The organism is Corynebacterium aquilae DSM 44791, from assembly GCF_001941445.1.
GTDB classification, from domain to species: domain Bacteria; phylum Actinomycetota; class Actinomycetes; order Mycobacteriales; family Mycobacteriaceae; genus Corynebacterium; species Corynebacterium aquilae.
Map to the genome: position 1 here is coordinate 1,935,386 of NZ_CP009245.1, position 18,012 is coordinate 1,953,397.

General features: G+C 61.6%; 14 protein-coding genes. 1 reads left to right on the plus strand and 13 read right to left on the minus strand.

Annotated features, from left to right (window positions below; genetic code table 11):
• Window positions 1–141 precede the first annotated feature (141 nt).
• On the minus strand, window positions 142–792 hold the full coding sequence (locus tag CAQU_RS08165; RefSeq protein WP_075726790.1) for a WKL family lipoprotein: 651 nt from the start codon (window positions 790–792) through the stop codon (window positions 142–144).
• Between the two features lie 367 nt (window positions 793–1,159).
• Between CAQU_RS08165 and CAQU_RS08170 the strand changes: the two genes are divergently transcribed.
• On the plus strand, window positions 1,160–2,143 hold the full coding sequence (locus tag CAQU_RS08170) for an asparaginase (protein WP_075726792.1): 984 nt from the start codon (window positions 1,160–1,162) through the stop codon (window positions 2,141–2,143).
• Window positions 2,144–2,224: 81 nt separating this feature from the next.
• Here CAQU_RS08170 and CAQU_RS08175 read toward each other — a convergent pair whose 3' ends face one another.
• The 12 genes from CAQU_RS08175 to murG all read right to left on the minus strand — a co-directional run bounded on the left by CAQU_RS08175 (window position 2,225) and on the right by murG (window position 17,853).
• The gene (locus CAQU_RS08175; protein ID WP_075726794.1) at window positions 2,225–3,694 is read right to left on the minus strand and encodes a DNA polymerase IV; all 1,470 of its coding nucleotides are present in this window, start codon (window positions 3,692–3,694) and stop codon (window positions 2,225–2,227) included.
• Window positions 3,695–3,748: 54 nt separating this feature from the next.
• A complete protein-coding gene (locus tag CAQU_RS08180; RefSeq protein ID WP_075726796.1) occupies window positions 3,749–4,774 on the minus strand; it encodes an EamA family transporter in 1,026 nt (341 codons plus the stop codon).
• Between the two features lie 465 nt (window positions 4,775–5,239).
• Window positions 5,240–8,428, minus strand: a complete 3,189-nt coding sequence (ileS, locus tag CAQU_RS08185) for an isoleucine--tRNA ligase (RefSeq protein WP_075726798.1) — start codon at window positions 8,426–8,428, stop codon at window positions 5,240–5,242.
• A 464-nt stretch (window positions 8,429–8,892) separates the two neighbouring features.
• Window positions 8,893–9,042, minus strand: a complete 150-nt coding sequence (locus CAQU_RS12835) for a hypothetical protein (protein WP_169836005.1) — start codon at window positions 9,040–9,042, stop codon at window positions 8,893–8,895.
• A 158-nt stretch (window positions 9,043–9,200) separates the two neighbouring features.
• Window positions 9,201–10,226: a DivIVA domain-containing protein gene (locus CAQU_RS08190; protein WP_075726800.1), complete on the minus strand. Its 1,026-nt coding sequence runs from the start codon at window positions 10,224–10,226 to the stop codon at window positions 9,201–9,203.
• Window positions 10,227–10,675: 449 nt separating this feature from the next.
• Complete coding sequence (locus tag CAQU_RS08195; RefSeq protein WP_075726802.1) at window positions 10,676–10,963, minus strand: YggT family protein; 288 nt, start codon at window positions 10,961–10,963, stop codon at window positions 10,676–10,678.
• Window positions 10,964–11,185: 222 nt separating this feature from the next.
• The gene (locus CAQU_RS08200) at window positions 11,186–11,572 is read right to left on the minus strand and encodes a cell division protein SepF (protein ID WP_075726804.1); all 387 of its coding nucleotides are present in this window, start codon (window positions 11,570–11,572) and stop codon (window positions 11,186–11,188) included.
• Between the two features lie 292 nt (window positions 11,573–11,864).
• Entirely contained in the window at window positions 11,865–12,620 is a 756-nt protein-coding gene (gene pgeF, locus CAQU_RS08205) for a peptidoglycan editing factor PgeF (RefSeq protein ID WP_075726806.1), read from the minus strand.
• A gap of 107 nt (window positions 12,621–12,727) precedes the next feature.
• Window positions 12,728–14,095, minus strand: coding sequence for a cell division protein FtsZ (gene ftsZ / locus CAQU_RS08210; protein ID WP_425429707.1), 1,368 nt, complete (start codon window positions 14,093–14,095; stop codon window positions 12,728–12,730).
• Window positions 14,096–14,414: 319 nt separating this feature from the next.
• Window positions 14,415–15,101, minus strand: a complete 687-nt coding sequence (locus CAQU_RS08215) for a cell division protein FtsQ/DivIB (RefSeq protein WP_075726810.1) — start codon at window positions 15,099–15,101, stop codon at window positions 14,415–14,417.
• Between the two features lie 53 nt (window positions 15,102–15,154).
• Entirely contained in the window at window positions 15,155–16,639 is a 1,485-nt protein-coding gene (murC, locus tag CAQU_RS08220) for a UDP-N-acetylmuramate--L-alanine ligase (RefSeq protein WP_075726812.1), read from the minus strand.
• A gap of 116 nt (window positions 16,640–16,755) precedes the next feature.
• Window positions 16,756–17,853, minus strand: a complete 1,098-nt coding sequence (gene murG, locus CAQU_RS08225; protein ID WP_075726814.1) for an undecaprenyldiphospho-muramoylpentapeptide beta-N-acetylglucosaminyltransferase — start codon at window positions 17,851–17,853, stop codon at window positions 16,756–16,758.
• Window positions 17,854–18,012 lie beyond the last annotated feature (159 nt).

Genomic DNA, 18,012 nt, shown 5'->3' on the forward strand with positions numbered 1-18,012 from the left:
CGGGACGGCATGGCACCGGCGATGGTGCCTTGCTGCGACGTGGGGGGTGCGCGTAAAAAGACGCCACCGCGCCTCGAAACTGATTCGGCGGCGCGGTGGCGTCGTTGCTTAGCCCGGGCTGCGATGCGGCGGGCTTGGGTGTTAGTTGGCGGGTGCTTCGGCCGGTGCGGGCTGCTCGCCCTCGGCCGGTGCCGGCTGCTCACCTTCGGCCGGCGCGGGCTGCTCACCTTCGGCCGGCGCGTCGGCGGCGGGTGCAGGCATCGGGGCGACCTCAGACTGGCACATCGCCGGGACCTGATCCGGGGAAACGGTGTTGGTGATCAGGGTGCACGCCCAGGAGCGAGACAGCTTCCACTGTCCATCTTCGTAGACGAACTCCACGTTTTTGGCGATCTCGGCGGGGCGCTCCGGGAGGGTGTAGGAGACGCTAGCCAAGACACTGTTGGGGGCGTAGCCCGGCAGCACCGGGTTGACGACCTGGAAGTCCGCGCCGGATTCTTCCTTGGAACGGGTCATGGTCTCAAACAGTTCGGGGGCGCTGTCGCCGTCCTGCACGGTGGAGACCTTTTCTTCGACCGGCAGGTTGGGGTCGGTGGCGCGCGCCAGAACCTCGTTGAGTTCTTCCGCGGTCGGCATCGGAGCGACTTCCGCGGCGGTGGCCGGGGCGGCCTCGGCGGCGCTGGTGGCGGCCGCGGTGGTTTTGGCGGCCTCGTCAGCGTCGTTGGAGCAAGCGCCAAGGGTCAGTGCGCACGCCATCACGGCAGCACATGCAGCAGCAGGGGTGATCTTCATATCTCTCCATTGAGCCTTACCCATTCCCCACCCCCAAACCGGGTGGCGGGAAACTAAGCAACGGCGTTGTTCGATGTTCGCGCGGATTGTCGTTGTAGCTGGCGCAGCCTGCGAGATCGCTGGATCTCCTGCCCCTTAGGCAGCTGAGCTGGCCGAGACGAACAAACCTCAGATTGCTTTGATGGTGGCGTTAGACAGCCACACATAACGATGCCATGTTACACCTGTGACTGGTGTGAAACTAATAAACTCGTGGGTTTTTCGTGGGGAGTGTGGGATAGTACACACGAAAAACAGCGGGGGCTAAGCTCCCGCAGGGGTAATAAACCACTGCCCCGAAGCACAGAAACTGTGGCACGATGAACCCATGACTTCAGCCGCATCCAACGCATCGGACAACCCCCAAGACACCACCACCGAGGCCGTGCCGAAAAAAATCGTCGTATTAACCACCGGCGGCACCATCGCATGCACCCACGCCCCGGGTGGTGAGCTGCTTCCCACGGTCTCCGGGGAAGAACTTGTCGCACCCGTGCGCGCCCGTTTCGAATCAACCGGCGTCGACATCGTCGTCCGCGAACTCAACCGGATGGATTCCTCCTCCATGACCTTCGCCGACATCGACGAAATCGTCGAGGCCGTCCACGACGCCCTCGACGACGAAGATGTCACCGGCGTGGTCGTCACCCACGGAACGGACTCCATGGAGGAAACCGCCGTGGCCGTCGATACCTTCCACAACGACCCTCGCCCGGTCATTTTCACCGGCGCCCAGCACTCCTTCGACCACCCCCAAGCAGACGGGCCCGGCAACCTGTTTGAAGCCATCGTCATCGCCGGCGACTCCAGCGCCCGCGATATTGGTGCGCTGATCGTCTTCGGACACGCCGTCATCCCGGCGCGCGGCGCGACAAAGTGGCACACCTCCGATGAGTTGGCCTTTGCCACCAATGGCCCGGAGGAGCCGACCCGCCCCGATCCGATCGCCCCGCACAAGCTGGCGGATGTTCGCGTCGACATTGTTCACGCCTACGCCGGCGCGTCTGGTGACGTGGTCGACGCCCTCGTTGAGGCGGGTTCTCAAGGGCTGGTGGTTGAGGCCATGGGCTCCGGCAACGTCGGATCCGCAATGGGGGCGGCCCTTGCCCGCGCCATGGATAAAGACATCCCCGTGGTGATTTCCACCCGCGTTCCCCGCGGTGAGGTTTATGGTGCTTATGGCGGCGCCGGCGGCGGGGCCACCTTAAAAGCCAAGGGGGCGACGGGGTCGACGTATATGCGCTCCCCGCAGGCCCGCGTGCTACTGGCCATTGCGATTGCCACCGGCCACCACCCGGCCACCCTGTTCTAGGCTGATATCGGTCAACACCAAACCCCCGCTCTTCTTCCCACCGCCCATCGCGAGCTTTATTCGCGGTGGGCGGTGTTGTTGTCATTTGGCAGCAGGGGGCTGCTCGCCTACATCCAACGCTTGGGCGCGTTGCTTTTCGCGCGGCCCCAGTCCCCACTCCAGGCTGTCGAGGGGATCCGCGGGCTCAAGCAGCGGGTCATCTACCCTAAACGACCGGGTTACTCCGCGGGTGGTGGTGCGGGTTTCGAAACGCACACTGACCACCCCCAGCCCACTGCCCTGCACCCACCCATGCCCAAAATCTGGGTGGTACACATCCCGCGTCGGCCACCATTGATGCGAGGAATCCTGCCCTTGCACCGACTGCAGAGCATCACTACCCCCAGCCAAAGTCATGGAAGCTTCCATATCTTCCTCGCTGAGGCTTTCTGTCTCCTGACGGGTTGTCACCAAAAGCCGATCCAGCTCCGGGAACATCACCTGCTGGTTCATGTCCTCCAGCCCAGAAAAACTCACCCCCACCAGTCGGATCGGTCCGGTGTCTTTGGGGTAGCGGATGAGGTTTTGTGCCTGCATCCACAGCAGCTCGCGATCATCGGTGGGGTGCGGCAGCGTCGCCGAGCGGGTGTGCTGGCTAAAATCCGCCAGCTTCATCTTCACCGTCACCGTTTTCGCGCCCCGGCGATCCTTAGCGAAACGCACAAACGCCTGCTCAAACGCGCGGCGCAACGCCACATCGACCTCGGCGACGGTGAGCAAATCCTGCGCATAGGTGTGCTCAGCGCCAATGGACTTCGACTCCGCCCGCGGGGCGGTGGGGCGCTCATCCACGCCGCGTGCCAGCGCGTGCAAACTACCCCCCACCGTCTTGCCCAACACTGCCCGCGCGGTATCGGCATCCATGGCGGCAAATTCCCCAATCGTGCGAATGCCCACCTGATGAAGTTTGCTTTCAGCCACCGGGCCTATGCCCCACAGCTTGCGCACCGGCAGCGGATTAAGCACCTGCGCCTGCTGCTCATGGGTGATCACCCGCACCCCATCAGGTTTTGCCAAACCAGAGGCGATCTTGGCGTATTGCTTTCCTGAGCCAGCCCCCACCGAGGACGGCAGGCCGGTAGCTTCCTTGATCGCAGCCCGCAGGTCTTGTGCCCAGGCTTCTACCTGGGAGGCTGTCGCCCCCTGTAGGTGGGCGGGCTCCAAAAAAGCCTCGTCGATAGACAGCTGCTCCATCACCCCGGCATGACGGGCCACAATGTCAAACACCTTCCGCGAGGCCGCCACGTACACGCTGCGCCGGGGGCGCACAATCACCGCAGAAAAACCCGCCCGCTTTTTTGCTTGCCACATCGGCATCGCCGAGTGCACCCCGAAGCGTCGCGCTTCATAGGACGCACCGGCCACCACTCCCCTGCCGGACACCCCGCCCACCAAGACCGGTCGGCCCCGCAACGTCGGGCGGGTTAGTTGCTCCACCGAGGCGAAAAACGCATCCATGTCGATATGCAAAACCCACCGGCGCGGCCTGTGGTCACTGCCGGTCGAAGACATCGAAGACGAAAAATCTGGACGGGACACTATGCGCCCCAGTCTATCGTTGAAGCTTTAGGGCTGCGGGTGCGGGGAGTCGTCTCCATCGAACAACTCCGGCACATCGGTGGCGGTGACTGTTCCCATCGCGGTGGCCGCCATCGCGATGGTCGCCTGCGGCTGCTGCACGTCAGCAATAGCCTCGGCTGCATCCCAATCGGCAGGATCCGCCTGGGGCGCCAGCTGAGGCTTGGTGGAAATCTCCGCCGGGCTAGAGCTGCGGCGGCTGGCTACCGCGATCACCACCAACGCGATTCCGAACATCTCCCACAGCGACAGGCTTTGGCCCAACACCACCACCCCCAACACCGCAGCAGTCACCGGGTAAAGAGCCGACAACACCGAAAACACATCACGCCCCGCCAAGCGCATGGCGTACTGATCGCACAAGGTGGGCACCACGGTCGACAAGAAAGCCAAAGCCACAATCAAGCCACCAAGCTTTCCGGGTGACACCGTCCAGCCGGGCCAGTAGTAGATCATGATCGGGCTGGTGATCAGCGCCGCGTACACAAAGGCAATGCCGAGGCTTTGCTGGGACAGCCCCGCGCCCGCAATCTTGACCCCCGCGATGATGTAGAGCGCCCAGCCGGCGGCCGAACCTAAGGCAAACAGCACCCCAATGGGGCTGCCAGCCCACTGGGCGCCTGAGACGATCACCACGCCCGTCACCGTGGCGACCAGGATCATCCAGTCCCGCACCGTACGGCTACCCAAAGCCGCCACCACCGCAGGTCCCAGAAACTCGATCGCCACCGCAGTACCCATGGGGATGCGATCGATGGCCTCATAAAAAGTCATGTTCATCGTCACCATGGCCAGCCCGAACACCACCGCAATTCGGCCGGCGCGCCCCGTGAAGTTTTCTTTTTTGGGGCGAAAGACAATCAGCAGGATTACGCCGGCGACAAAAATTCGCAGCCACGCCACCACCAGGGGGCTCAGGGAGGCAAACAAACCAATGGCCACGGCCGCACCGCTATACAGCGAGGTGGCCGACGCCACCATCAGCGCCGGTGCTGCCAGGCGTGAGCGGACCATAAAACTACCCCTAGAACCCTTCTCATGGCGGTTGAGCGCCACCACTTTTATGATGCTGAAGCGCGTTGAATCAGACGCAAACTATCGCAGCATACCGAGGCGGGGATATTTTTCATAGACACGTGTGAGCACACACAAAAAGACCCGCGTAGTGTGACTGCCTCGCCGCGCGAGCGCGCCAAGTTGCCGGTTCAACCACCACCTGTGTGCCCCTGTGTGCCTGGATGCCTGTGTGCCTGGGGGCCTGGGTGCCGACGGCATGATCCGCATCCCCGCACCCAGCGCGAACAGATCGCTTTTGGGGTTGTTGTTGCAGCTTTGGGGGTTTCCTGGGCAACCGAGGGTGTCTGGTGGGTTCATCCGCCCCTTTGCCCCGAGATATGCCAAACCCCACCCGTATCCCCGCGGCTGGCGCGGGGATACGGGTGGGGCTAGTAAAGCTGGCGAGCTACTCGCTGGCTGTGCTTAGGCCACAGTGGAGCACACTGCGGTCACCCCGGGGACGATGTCGTGGGCGCCGTCGGCGAGCGCGTCGGTGACGATCTCGAATTCGGTGGCCAGCACCTCACCGGCGATAAGGTCCTTGTGGCGGTTAGCCCACTCGAGGCGTTCTTCCGGCACCGACAGGGTCACAGAAATCCGGTCGGAGACCTCGAAGGCGTTGGCCTTGCGGGCGTCTTGCAGTCCGCGGATCACATCGGCTGCCCAGCCCTCGGCCTCGAGTTGTTCGGTCACCGTCATGTCGAGCACCACCAGGCCACCGACGCCTTCGATTTGGGCGGTGGAGTCGGGGTCTTCGGCAACGAGTTTCTCGGTGAACTCGCCGGGATTCAGGATCAGCCCATCAGCGACGACGGTGTCGCCCTCGCGGGTGTAGTTGCCGGCCTTGACGGCCTTGATGGCGCGCTGCACGTCGCCGCCGAGGCGCGGGCCTGCCACCCGGGCGTTGACGACCACGTCAAAGCGGCCGACGGAATCCACATCGTCAGTCAGGGATACTTCCTTGACGTTGACTTCGTCGCGGATGATGTCCTTGAAGGGGTCCAGGGCGGCAGAGTTCGGCAGCGCCACGGTCAGCTTCGGCAACGGCAGGCGGTTACGCAGCTTGTGGGACTTGCGCACGCTGGAAGCGGCAGAACACACGGCGCGGGTTTCGTCCATGGCGCTCACCAACGCATCGTCGGCCGGGTAGTCGGCCGGGTTGGGGTAGTCGGTCAGGTGCACGGAGCGCTCGCCGGTCAGGCCCTTGTACATCACCTCGGTGGCGTAGGGCAGCAGCGGTGCAGCCACGCGGGTGAGGGTTTCCAGCACGGTGTAGAGGGTGTTGAAGGCCTCCGGGTGTGCCTCATCGCCGGCCCAGAAACGCTCGCGGGAGCGGCGCACGTACCAGTTGGTCAGCGCGTCACAGAACCAGCGCACCTCGTCGCAGGCGCGGGCGATGTTGGTGTCGTCCAAGGCCTCCTGCACGCTGGCCACCAGGTTGTGGGTCTTAGCCAGGATGTAGCGGTCGAGGACGTTGGTGGAGGAGGTATCGAAGGTGGCTGCCTTGGTGGAGTACAGCGTCAGGAAGGAGTAGGCGTTCCACATCGGCAGCAGTGCTTGGCGCACGCCCTCACGGATGCCTTGCTCGGTGACGATGAGGTTGCCGCCGCGCAGGATCGGCGAGGACATCAAGAACCACCGCATCGCATCGGAGCCGTCGCGGTCGAAGACCTCGTTGACGTTGGGGTAGTTGCCCTTGGACTTACTCATCTTCAGTCCGTCGTCGCCGAGCACGATGCCGTGTGCGACGACCTTGGAGTAGGCGGCCTTGTCGAACAGGGCGGTGGCCAGCACGTGCATGGTGTAGAACCAGCCGCGGGTCTGGCCGGAGTATTCCACGATGAAGTCCGCCGGGAAGTGCTCCTCGCACCACTGCTTGTTTTCGAAGGGGTAGTGCTTCTGGGCGAAGAACATCGAGCCGGACTCGAACCAGCAGTCCAGCACCTCCGGGACGCGACGCATGGTGGACTTGCCGGTCGGGTCGTCGGGGTTGGGGCGGGTCAGCTCGTCGATGTAGGGGCGGTGCAGGGAGGTGGGGCGAACCCCGAAGTCGCGCTCCAGTTCGTCCAAGGAGCCGTAGACGTCGACGCGGGGGTAGTTGTCGTCGTCGGAGACCCACACCGGGATGGGCGAGCCCCAGTAGCGGTTGCGGGAGATGTTCCAGTCGCGCGCGCCTTCCAGCCACTTGCCGAACTGGCCGTCGCGGATGTGGGCGGGCATCCATTCGATCTGTTCGCGGTTGAGTTCGACCATGCGGTCGCGGAACTTGGTGACGGCGACGAACCAGGAGGGCAGCGCCATGTAGATCAGGGGCTCCCCGGAGCGCCAGGAGTGCGGGTAGGAGTGCTCGATGGTCTGGTGGCGCAGGACGCGGCCGGCGGACTTGAGGTCCTTGATGATGTCCTTGTTGGCGTCGAAGACCAGCTGGCCTTCGTAGTCGGGCACCAGGTTGGTGAATTTGCCGTCCATGTCGACGGGGATGACCAGCTCGATGCCGTAGGCGGCGCAGGTGTTCATATCGTCTTCACCGAAGGCGGGGGCCTGGTGGACGATACCGGTGCCGTCTTCGACGGTGACGTAGTCGGCGGACAGGATCTGGAAGGCCTTGGGGTGGTCGGCGAAGTAGTCGAACACCGGGGTGTAGGTCAGGCCGACCAGCTGGGCGCCGGTGAAGGTGGCGAGCACCTCGTGGTCCTTGCCGAATTCCTTGGCGTATCCGCCAAGAAGCGGGGCGGCGATGAGGAAGGTGCGGCCGACGAATTCTGCCAGGCCTTTCTCCCCTACTTTCACCAGGGCGTAGTCGACCTCGGGGTTGACGGCCAGGGCGAGGTTGGACGGCAGGGTCCAGGGGGTGGTGGTCCAGGCCAGGGCGGCGGCGTCGGCCAGCTCGGGGTGGGCGGCCAGCGTGTCGACGGCGGCGGAGCCGTCGACGGCGCCGGTGATCGGCAGGGTGACCGTCAGTGTCGGGTCCTGGCGCATGCGGTAGGAGTCGTCCATGCGGGTTTCCTGGTTGGACAGCGGGGTGTGCTCCGCCCAGGAGTAGGGCAGGACGCGGAAGCCCTGGTAGATCAGGCCCTTGTCGTAAAGGGTTTTAAAGGCCCACATGACCGATTCCATGAAGTCCATGTCCATGGTTTTGTAGCCGTTGTCAAAGTCGACCCAGCGGGCCTGGCGGGTGACGTATTCTTTCCATTCTTCGGTGTAGCGAAGCACGGAGGTGGCACAGTAGTCGTTGAACTTTTCCAAGCCCATGGACTCGATTTCGCCTTTGTCTTTGATGCCGAGTTGCTTTTCGGCTTCAAGTTCTGCGGGCAGGCCGTGGCAGTCCCAGCCGAAAACACGGCCGACTTTTTTGCCACGCATGGTCTGGTAGCGCGGGATGATGTCTTTGACGTAGCCGGTCAGGAGGTGACCGTAGTGGGGCAAGCCGTTGGCGAAGGGCGGGCCGTCGAAGAAGGTGTATTCTTCGCAGCCGTCGCGCTGGTCAATGGAAGCCTGGAAGGTGTTGTCCGAGTTCCAGAACTCGAGCACGTGGGCTTCCATGTCGGGAAAGCGGGTGGAGCCACCCGTCAGATCGACTTTGGGGTAGACAGAACCGGTATTTTCGGCCATCGCTAAAGGTTGTCCTTCATTCCTCGTTGGCGCGGCGGGAAACGATCCACACGGTCCTCCCACGGGGTGGGTGGTTGTGTTTTCTGCCCGCCGGGCGCTTTTTGTCGGCAAGTCCCCCACCACTGCGCGTTTGTTGCCACAAGATGCAAAAACGCGCATAACCTCGCAACACAGTGCCGGGCTCATCGGATGATGGGTCTGGCCACAGCTGTGAGACGGTGTGGGTTATGCGCACTGAACAGGGACGCGTGCGAATCGCGGTACCACCCTGCTTGGATTGCCGTCAAAGGGATTCTTTGGTGGCAATCCCACTTCGTTTGTTTGCTTTGTGGGCATTAAGGCGCGTGGTCGTGCCTTCGAGGAATATCGGATCCATAGCCGCCCGGTTCTACTTCCCAGCTGGTGGGGTTCTTCCGGGGCGCTCCCCAGTGATGGCTGGATCAAAGCGCACGTTTGCCTAAAAACTACCTGCGCTTGGCGAAGTGGTCAAGTGCGAAAAGCACTAGTCCGATGAGCACATCGATGATGAGGAGGTACAGCCACACATCCGAGGTGGATTGGACGGCGAACACCAGCAGTACGAAACCGATGATGGCACAAGCGATTGCTGCCACGAGCATGACGGTGGTTTACTCCCCTAGCGCGAGTTGAAAAAGGTGATCGGTGGGGCGCATCTGCCGCCTACACCGGTGTGGGCGGGGTGAGAAAAGGGTGGGATGCGCAATGCTAAACCCCCGACCGCCAAAGCGTCGGGGGTTGTACAGCATGGGGGTTAGGAGTTTTCCGGGTTGCCGGCGGGTGCGGCGGTGCCACGGGTTGCGAGCTCTTCGAGCTGGCTCTCCAGGTAGGTCTTGAGGCGGGTGCGGTACTCGCGCTCGAAGGTGCGCAGCTCGGCGATGCGGGCTTCGAGTGCGGTCTGCTGCTTCTTGACGGTCGCCATGATTTCGGTGTGCTTGCGCTCGGCGTCTTCCTGCAGCGCGTTGGCCTTGTCGGTGGCCTGCTTGATCTGGGCCTCGGACTGGGCGTTGGCCTCGGCGATCATGGTTTCGGACTTTTCCTTAGCCTGAGCAACCATGGTCTCGGACTTCTCGGTGGCCTCGGCAATCGCCTTGTCGGCGCGTGCCTTGGCGTCAGCCAGGGTGGAGCTGGCTTCTGCGTTGGCCTTGTCGACGGTGGCCTTGGAGGAGGCGTTGGCCTCGGACAGGGTCTTCTCCGCGGCGGCGCGAGCCTCGTCCAGCATGGACTTGGACTCGGAGCGAGCGTCGTTGGTGAGGCGGTCGGCCATTTCCTGAGCCAGGCCCAGGACGCGGGCGGCCTGCATGTGGGTTTCGGCGGTGGCCATCTCCCCGGCTGCCGGGTCGGCGACGGCTGCTGCGGCGGCCGGCTGGGTGGCGGCTGCCTTGCCGGCATCCTTCTTGGCTGCGGCGGCTTCTTCGCGCGCAGCCTTGGCCTCGGCCTGAGCCTTTTCGGTGGCCTTGGTGGCTTCAGCGAGCTTCTTGTCGTAGTCGGCACGCAGTTCAGCTTCGATCTCCTTGCGGAGGGCGGCTGCGTCAACCTTGGAGTCGGCCTTGGCGTCGGTCTTGACTGCGGCTGCTGCGGGGGCGCCACCCTTGCTCTTCAGCTCAGCTTCGAGCTCTTCGACGTGCTGGCGAAGATCGGCGTTTTCTTCCTGCAGCTGTTCCAGAGTGTCTTCAACCAGATCGAGGAACTGGTCGACCTCATCCTCGTTGTAGCCACGCTTTCCGATCGGCGGCTTGCTAAATGCGACATTGTGCACGTCGGCTGGAGTCAGCGGCATGAACGGTACCTTTCCTACACGGTATGACGGCGGAAAATTTTTCCGCTGCCGAACCTATTCTAAAAGCTTCTTTGAAGGTGTTACCCGACAAGTGTACCCAGGCGCACCCGTCGACGTGTGTAAACCTATGCCAATTGTGTGGCGTGTCGACAAAAACCTCAACTTTTTCTACGCTTTTCTCCCCCGTATCGGGGTTAGTGTCGCGCGGAAGTCTCCGGTCGCCTGGAAGTCGCCACAAATGTTACACCCATGTGTGGCTTTAACAACAGTGGCCAGCTATTTCTGGGGCACTTTGAGCCTTTAAGCCTTGCGCCTTATACCCCGAAGCCCCCTCACCCGAACAGTGTAAATGGGTGGGTTGTTGGTGAATATTTTTCTCCTGGAAAAAATTCACAACACAGCCCTTTTCCAGTCAAGAAGCTGCACCCCCACCCCCTTTAACATGCTTACTACAGCATGGTTCGCAGCAGGATTTGGGCCAGCATGATGGCGAGGAACAGCACCATGACCGATAGGTCCAGGCCCACATTGCCCATCCGCACCGGGGGAATCAGGCGACGCAGGGCACGCACCGGCGGATCAGTAATGATGAATAGCGGTTCGCTGATGAGCGCAAACCAGCGGGGCGGGCGGAAATCGCGCGAAAAGGACGCGATCATCTCCACGATGATGCGCCCGAGCAGGATGTAGCTAAACAGCTGCAGCGCGATGATAAGGATCGAAATTACGGTCGTCACAGTTGACCACCCTACAAAAAATCCCACCCGAACTCCCGCCCCACCCGCCACACGCCGAAAGTCAGCTGGGCACAAAGCGATTGCTTGCGGCAGGTATAGACATGAATAAACCCCACGTGGGCTGCCTCGCCGGCGCGACCGCGACAGTCGCGCAGACGCCTCAAGAAAAGTCAGCCACGTGGGGTGGAAAAGGTGCGGGGCGCGCCCCGCCGACCGCAGGGTTTAACGCTGGAAGAAGGTTTCCTGCAGGTCGTGGTCGCTGAAGGGGGTGTTCTTGTCCATCAAGGCCCACACCCCGTCGGTCACCTTCCGCAAGGTGCCACTGAGCGCGAAGGCCAGGCCGGTGGCGAAGTCGAAGATGCGGTTGCGGTCAGCCGGAGACATTCCAGCCATGTCGAAGATCACTGCATCGCCCTCGGTGAAGGGGGTGCCGATCTTCGGGGCGTCCTCGTAGCGGTTGACAACCACCGTCACGATGGCGTTCGTGGTCGGGCGAATGTAGTCGCGCGGGGAGGAAAGCTCCTCGCGGGGGGCAACATCGGCGTAGTCGTCGTGGTACTCGTTCGGGTTGAGTCCGAAGAATTCTTTGACGGAGTTCATCATGGTCATGAGGTTCCTTAATGGGGTGTGGTTGGGGGTGCGCGCCAACGAAGAAGAAAAAGCTTCACCAGTCAATGCAAACGCCGCAAGCGCTTTAAACAACCGGGCCTGAAAAGCTCAAGCGCAATGGCGGTAAAAAGCCCTCAAAGCGACCGCGTTTTCCTGCTTAAGGCTAGTCAGCAGCTCGCTGTGGAGTGTGCGTGACACGCGCGTGAATGGGACAAGTTGTCAATGAAATTTTTAGTGGTTTTGCCGCCACCGGCCGGGCACCTACCGGCCGGTCGCGAACAACGCCCGGCACTTAGATGGCCTGCAGTGGCTGACCCGTCAACCAGGTCACGCACGCCTGCCGGCCACAGGTGCCTTGGCGGCGGTAAGAGAAGTAATTCTCATCCGCAATGGTGCAGTCGGGGTTGACGGTGACATTGTCGACACCCAACTGCCCCAGCTGGTGCAGCACGCCCCGCCGAATATCCAATCCGGTAGAGCCCGCCACCGTGGTGGTGCGGCTGCCCGGCAGTTTGGCTTCAACGTCGCGGGCCATCGCCTCAGGCACCTCGTAGAGCGCCCCAGAGGCCGCAGCACCCAACAGGGCGTGCGTGGTCGCCGGGTCCGCGCCGAGATCCCGCATGGCTTCCACGGTGCGACGCACGATCCCGTTGCGCGCACCGATCCGCCCAGCATGCACGGCAGCTACCACCCCATGCACCGGGTCGCTAAGAAGCACCGGCACACAGTCCGCGGTCAACACCACCAAAGCCAAGCCACTGCGGGTTGTAACAATGGCGTCGGTTGCGGGCACGATGTGCTGGCTGCCGTCGACCTCAGTGACAGTGTTGGTGTGCAGCTGCTCCATGTAAATCACCTGCTGCTCATCAACCCCAATAATCTCGGCCAAGCGGCGCCGATTCGCGGCAACACTTCTCGGGTCGTCGCCGACATGATCGCCGAGGTTAAAAGAGTCATAAGCCCCGGAGCTAACACCACCATGACGGTTGGTGTAGACGGTACGCACCGGCCGCGCATCGGCTGCCGACTGCTGAAACTGTTCAACCATGCTGGGGTCGTCAGCTCCTTTCACAAGTGAGGGGGTGTGGGGCGGCGGTGAGGAAGAAAAGCTCAACAAAAGTTCCTCACCACAGCCCACGAGGCTCGAGGTGCGGATTAGCGCAGGAAGTCCGGAACTTCCAGATCGTCCTCGCCACCGCGGTGGCTGCTGTATCCGGAACGACGATCGGTGTACATCCCGCCACGGGAATGCTCCTCACGCACGCTGCGGTAAATCGGCTCCTGCGGCACCTGACGCGGCTCCGCCACCGGCTGCTGCGGCTCCTCCGGCTGCTGCGCCGGCTGTGCCGGGGCCTGCTGCTGGGACTGGAAGTGCTCAGCGCGGTGCGCGCCCGACTGGCTGAAAGACAGGCCAGCAGCCGGAGCTTCCTGCTGCGGCTGTGCCTTCGGGGCGGGAGTCGGGTTCGCATCGGCAGCGGGCGCCTGGAACGCAGCGGCCGGAGCCTGCTGCGCCTGCGACTGAGTCTGCGGCTGCGGCTGTGCCGGGGTGGTGGCGGCCAGCGTCGGGCTTTGCGCCTTAGCCTCCTCATTGAAACCAGCGGCGATGACAGTGATGCGCACCTCGTCGCCCAGGTTGTCGTCCACCACAGAACCGAAGATGATGTTGGCGTCCTCGTCGCACAGCTCACGCACCACAGAAGCAGCCGCGTTGACTTCCTTCAGTCCGATATCGGAGCCACCGGCAATCGACATCAGCACGCCACGAGCACCGTTCATGGAAGACTCCAGCAGCGGCGAATTGATCGCATCGTGCACAGCCTTGGTCGCACGGTCCTCACCGCGCGCAGAACCAATACCCATCAGGGCGGAACCAGCATCCTTGATCACGGAACGCACATCGGCGAAGTCCACGTTGATGATGCCGGGGGTGGTGATCAGGTCGGTGATGCCCTGCACACCGTTGTGCAACACATCATCAGCCTTGCGGAAAGCCTCCATCATGGACAGATCGTCCACGTCCAGCTCCAGCAGACGATCGTTTGGAATCACGATCAGGGTGTCACACACGCTCGCCAGCTCAGTGATGCCCTCCTGCGCCTGGCGGGTACGACGCTTACCCTCGAAACCGAAGGGGCGGGTGACCACGCCGACCGTCAAAGCGCCCAGCTTCTTGGCGATAGCAGCCACCACCGGGGCAGCACCGGTACCCGTGCCACCGCCCTCACCGGCAGTCACGAAAACCATGTCCGCACCCTTGAGGGACTCCTCAATTTCCTGCTTGTGATCCTCAGCAGAGGTGTGACCGACAGAAGGATCGGCGCCCGCGCCCAGGCCACGGGTCGCTTCACGTCCAATATCGAGCTTGATGTCCGCATCGGAGAACATCAAAGCCTGCGAATCGGTGTTGATGGCAATGAACTCAACACCTTTGAGGCCCTGATCGATCATGCGGTTGACAGCGTTGCAACCGCCACCGCCGACACCGACAACTTTGATGTCGGCGAGGTAATTCGGGCTAGCCATACTTGGCGAAGTCATAGGGGAAAATCTCGCTTTTCGAGTGGGGGATCTTGGTTGGTTTACATCTTGAAGCACGAAGCTGGAAAAACTCTGGACATTTTCCCGCGTGTTGCACTCTCAACCATTACTTTAAGGTTAGTGACCAGGGCTTTTAATCCAATCTGCCCCAAACTTTTCTCCCCACCAACCCCCCTGCCACCACACCCCCACTCCCATCAGAACCACCCACCAAACACCAACACCACATACAAGCACTCACCACCACCGAAAAAACAGGCCCCACGCTAGACAAAAGCGTGGGGCCAAACGTCTTCGCGGCGTTTTAATCCTTCACCGTCACCAAAAACGGGTCAGACACATTCCAATGCTTACCCGGCTGCGTCAACACCGTCCCCGTCACCTTCGCCTTGGCCTCCGCCTCATCACTACTACCCCAATACACACTGCGATCCTCAGGCGCCAACAAGGTAATCCGATCCGGGGAAGCAATATCGATCGCGGAAATCTGCGCCCGCACCTCAGGTGCTAAAGAACGCACCACCTTCGCCGCCACCTGAAGCGTCTCCGGATCATCCTCGACAGTTCCCAACACCTCCACCGCGCCGGCAGGCGGCGGCGCAATCACAAACGGCACCCCCTGATCATCGATGAGATGATCCCCATCCGCCCGGTGCGCAAACAGCAACGGCGTGCGCTCATGCACCTCAATGTTGATCGTCGACGGAGCCTGCCGCTCCACCCGCACCTTCGAAATCCACGGCAAATCATGCACCCGGCGGGAAGCCTGCGCCACATCCGCCGTCAACAGATTCTGGCCCTCCGTCAAACCGCTCGCCTGCAACACCTCCTCATAAGTGGTGTTCTCATTGCCCTCCACGGTGATGTTTTTCACCGTCAAAATCGGAAAACTCACCAAACACGCCACCAGCACCCCCAACACAACCACCACAGCCACCGCCGAGGTCGCGAACTTCTTCGCGGTGCTCATAGAGGAGAAAAACGCGCGCATAGGAAAACAGTCCGTCCTAGAAAAAGAAGGCAAAAAACAAAGCGGCCGAACACTTAGTTCGCAGTAGCCAGACGATCCAAAATCTCATCCGCGAGCATCGTCACGCTGCCCGCACCCATCGTCAAAATCAAATCATCCGGCTGCGCCAAGGACGCAACCACCTCAGCCACCCGAGAAAAATCAGGCTCATACACCACATCAGCAGTGACCTTATCCGCGATGATCCGGCCATCAACACCCGGAACCGGCTGCTCACGGGCACCATAAACATCCAACACCACGACCTTATCCGCCAAAGACAACGCCTCAGCGAACTGCTCAGAAAACTCCATCGTGCGCGAATACATGTGAGGCTGGAACACCACCACCACACGACCCGTGTTCTGCGCCTGCACCTTCGAATGACTTGCCCGCAACACCGCAGCCACCTCCGTGGGATGATGCGCATAATCATCAAAGACACGCGCCCCCGCAAACGGACCATCAGCAATAGTGCCACGGTGCTCAAAACGACGACGCACACCGGTAAACCCGCTCAGCCCCTCCGCCAGCTTGGTCACATCGCCACCAACAATGCTGCCAGCAAGCAACGCCGCCGCAGCATTAAGCATCATGTGCTCACCCGGCACATGCATATCCACAGTCACAGTCTGCGGCGCACCTCCCGCAACCGCCGTCACCTCGCACTCAAAAGACGTGCCAAAATCAGTCACCGTCGACGACGTAATCAACCCACGGCACTCAATATCAGGCCACTGCTGGGCAGCCTGCACCGTGCCATAGCCCGCAACCCGAATACCCCGCTGCGCAGCCCGCTGCCCCAACTCCGCAGCATGCGGATCATTCAAACACACCACCAACGTGCCATCCTCAGTGATCCGATCAGCGAACTGATCGAACACCTCAAAATAAGCCTCAGCGGTCTTGAAATAATCCAAATGATCCGGCTCCACATTCGTGACCACCGCAACCTTCGGCCGATAACGCAACAGCGACGCATCCGACTCATCAGCCTCCGCCACAAACACATCCCCCGTGCCGTGGTGAGCATTAGTGCCAGCCTTATTCAACTGCCCACCAATCGCAAAACTCGGATCCAGGCCAGCAGCCTGCAAAGCCACCACCGTCATCGACGTCGTAGACGTCTTTCCATGCGTGCCAGCCAACAACAGCTCAGTGTGCTCACTCATCAACTCAGCCAACAAATCAGAACGACGCAACACCGCAATACCGTTCTCCCGGGCCGCCACCAACTCCGGATTATCCTGCGGAATCGCCGCAAAACTGGTCACCACAGCCGTCGGCAACTCACCGGTCAAGCGCAAATTGTCCGCATCATGACCGATAGCGATCTGGGCCCCCATCGACCGCAACGCCAAAATCACGCGCGAATCCTTCGCATCAGAACCAGTGACAGTCGCCCCCTTCGACAACAAAATACGGGCAACACCCGACATGCCGGCACCACCAATACCAATCAGATGGACACGCGACAGGTCAACAGGAGAAGTGGTGGAAGAAGAATCTGCGGAGCTCATGGAAGTCCTTCACAATAAAAAAGGGATGAATGCAATCAACTGTGCCACAGGCACACAACAAAACCACAGCCCAAACACCAGGAAACAACGCACCCGGCGGCCGTGAGAAAACTCAACTACTGCGCCGGCGCCACCCCAACAGCCTCAGCAACCATTTCGGCAATCACCCGGGCAGCATCCCCCACCCCACTAGCACCCGCCGCAGCCTGCATCACGGCGGCAGTATTCTCATCGCCAAGAATCTCACGCACCTCACGCACCACCCGATCCGGGGAAAGATCCGCATCCGCCACCAGCCGGGCCGCCCCAGCAGCCACCACATCGGAAGCGTTCAAAGCCTGCTCCCCATTGCCGTGAGGCAGCGGCACATACACCGCCGGCACCCGAGCTGCAGTGGTCTCAGCCACCGTCATCGCCCCGGAACGACAGATCACCATGTCAGCCACCGCCAAGGCCAAATCCATATTCGAAATATAGGGCACCGGAACATAACCCGGCTGGGCGGCCGGAAGCTCATTTTTCTTACCCACCGCGTGCAACACCTGAAAACCAGCGGCCGTGATCTCAGCAACCGCCCCAGCGACCGCAGTATTGATACTGCGAGCCCCCTGGGAACCACCGGTGACCAACACCGTCCTTTTCGCAGGATCCAAACCAAAAAGCTCATAGCCCGCGGCGGCACGCGCAGCACGCTCCGCCGGATCAGTCGTGGCCAAGCCGGCACGAATCGGCACCCCCACAACCTCGCCTGGCAAACCGGAATCAGCCACCGCATTCAAACCGCGACCGCCCAAAGCAACACCTAGCTTGTTCGCCATACCGGCCCGGGCGTTGGATTCGTGCACAAAGAAAGGAATCTTTTTCGCACGCGCCGCCAAATACGCCGGGGCGGACACATAACCGCCAAACCCGATCACCGCATCCGCTTCATGCTCCGCGAGGACCTTTTTCGCCTGGCCGACCGCCTTGAGCACCCGGCCGGGAAGCTTGAGCAGATCCATGCTGGGTTTGCGGGGAACCGGCACCGGATCAATCAACCGCAGCTCGAATCCGCGCTCCGGGACCAGGAAAGTTTCCAAACCTTTTGTGGTTCCCAACGCCACCACTTCGGCGCCATAATGCTGCTGCAACGCCTCGGCGACCGCCAACGCAGGCTCGATGTGTCCAGCGGTGCCACCGCCCGCGACGACAACCCGGAACTTCTTCGTATTCACCTGGGGATCAACCACCTTTACGTCGTGTCTGTGTGCGGTGCGTGGCCAGCGACCACAGCTGCCGACAGCGAAAAATTCTGACTATCAGAAAACTTTCTTGCACCCCGGCAACAAGTGCCTAGAGATAGTGCTTCCGAGTCTAAGCGCGCAACCCTCACT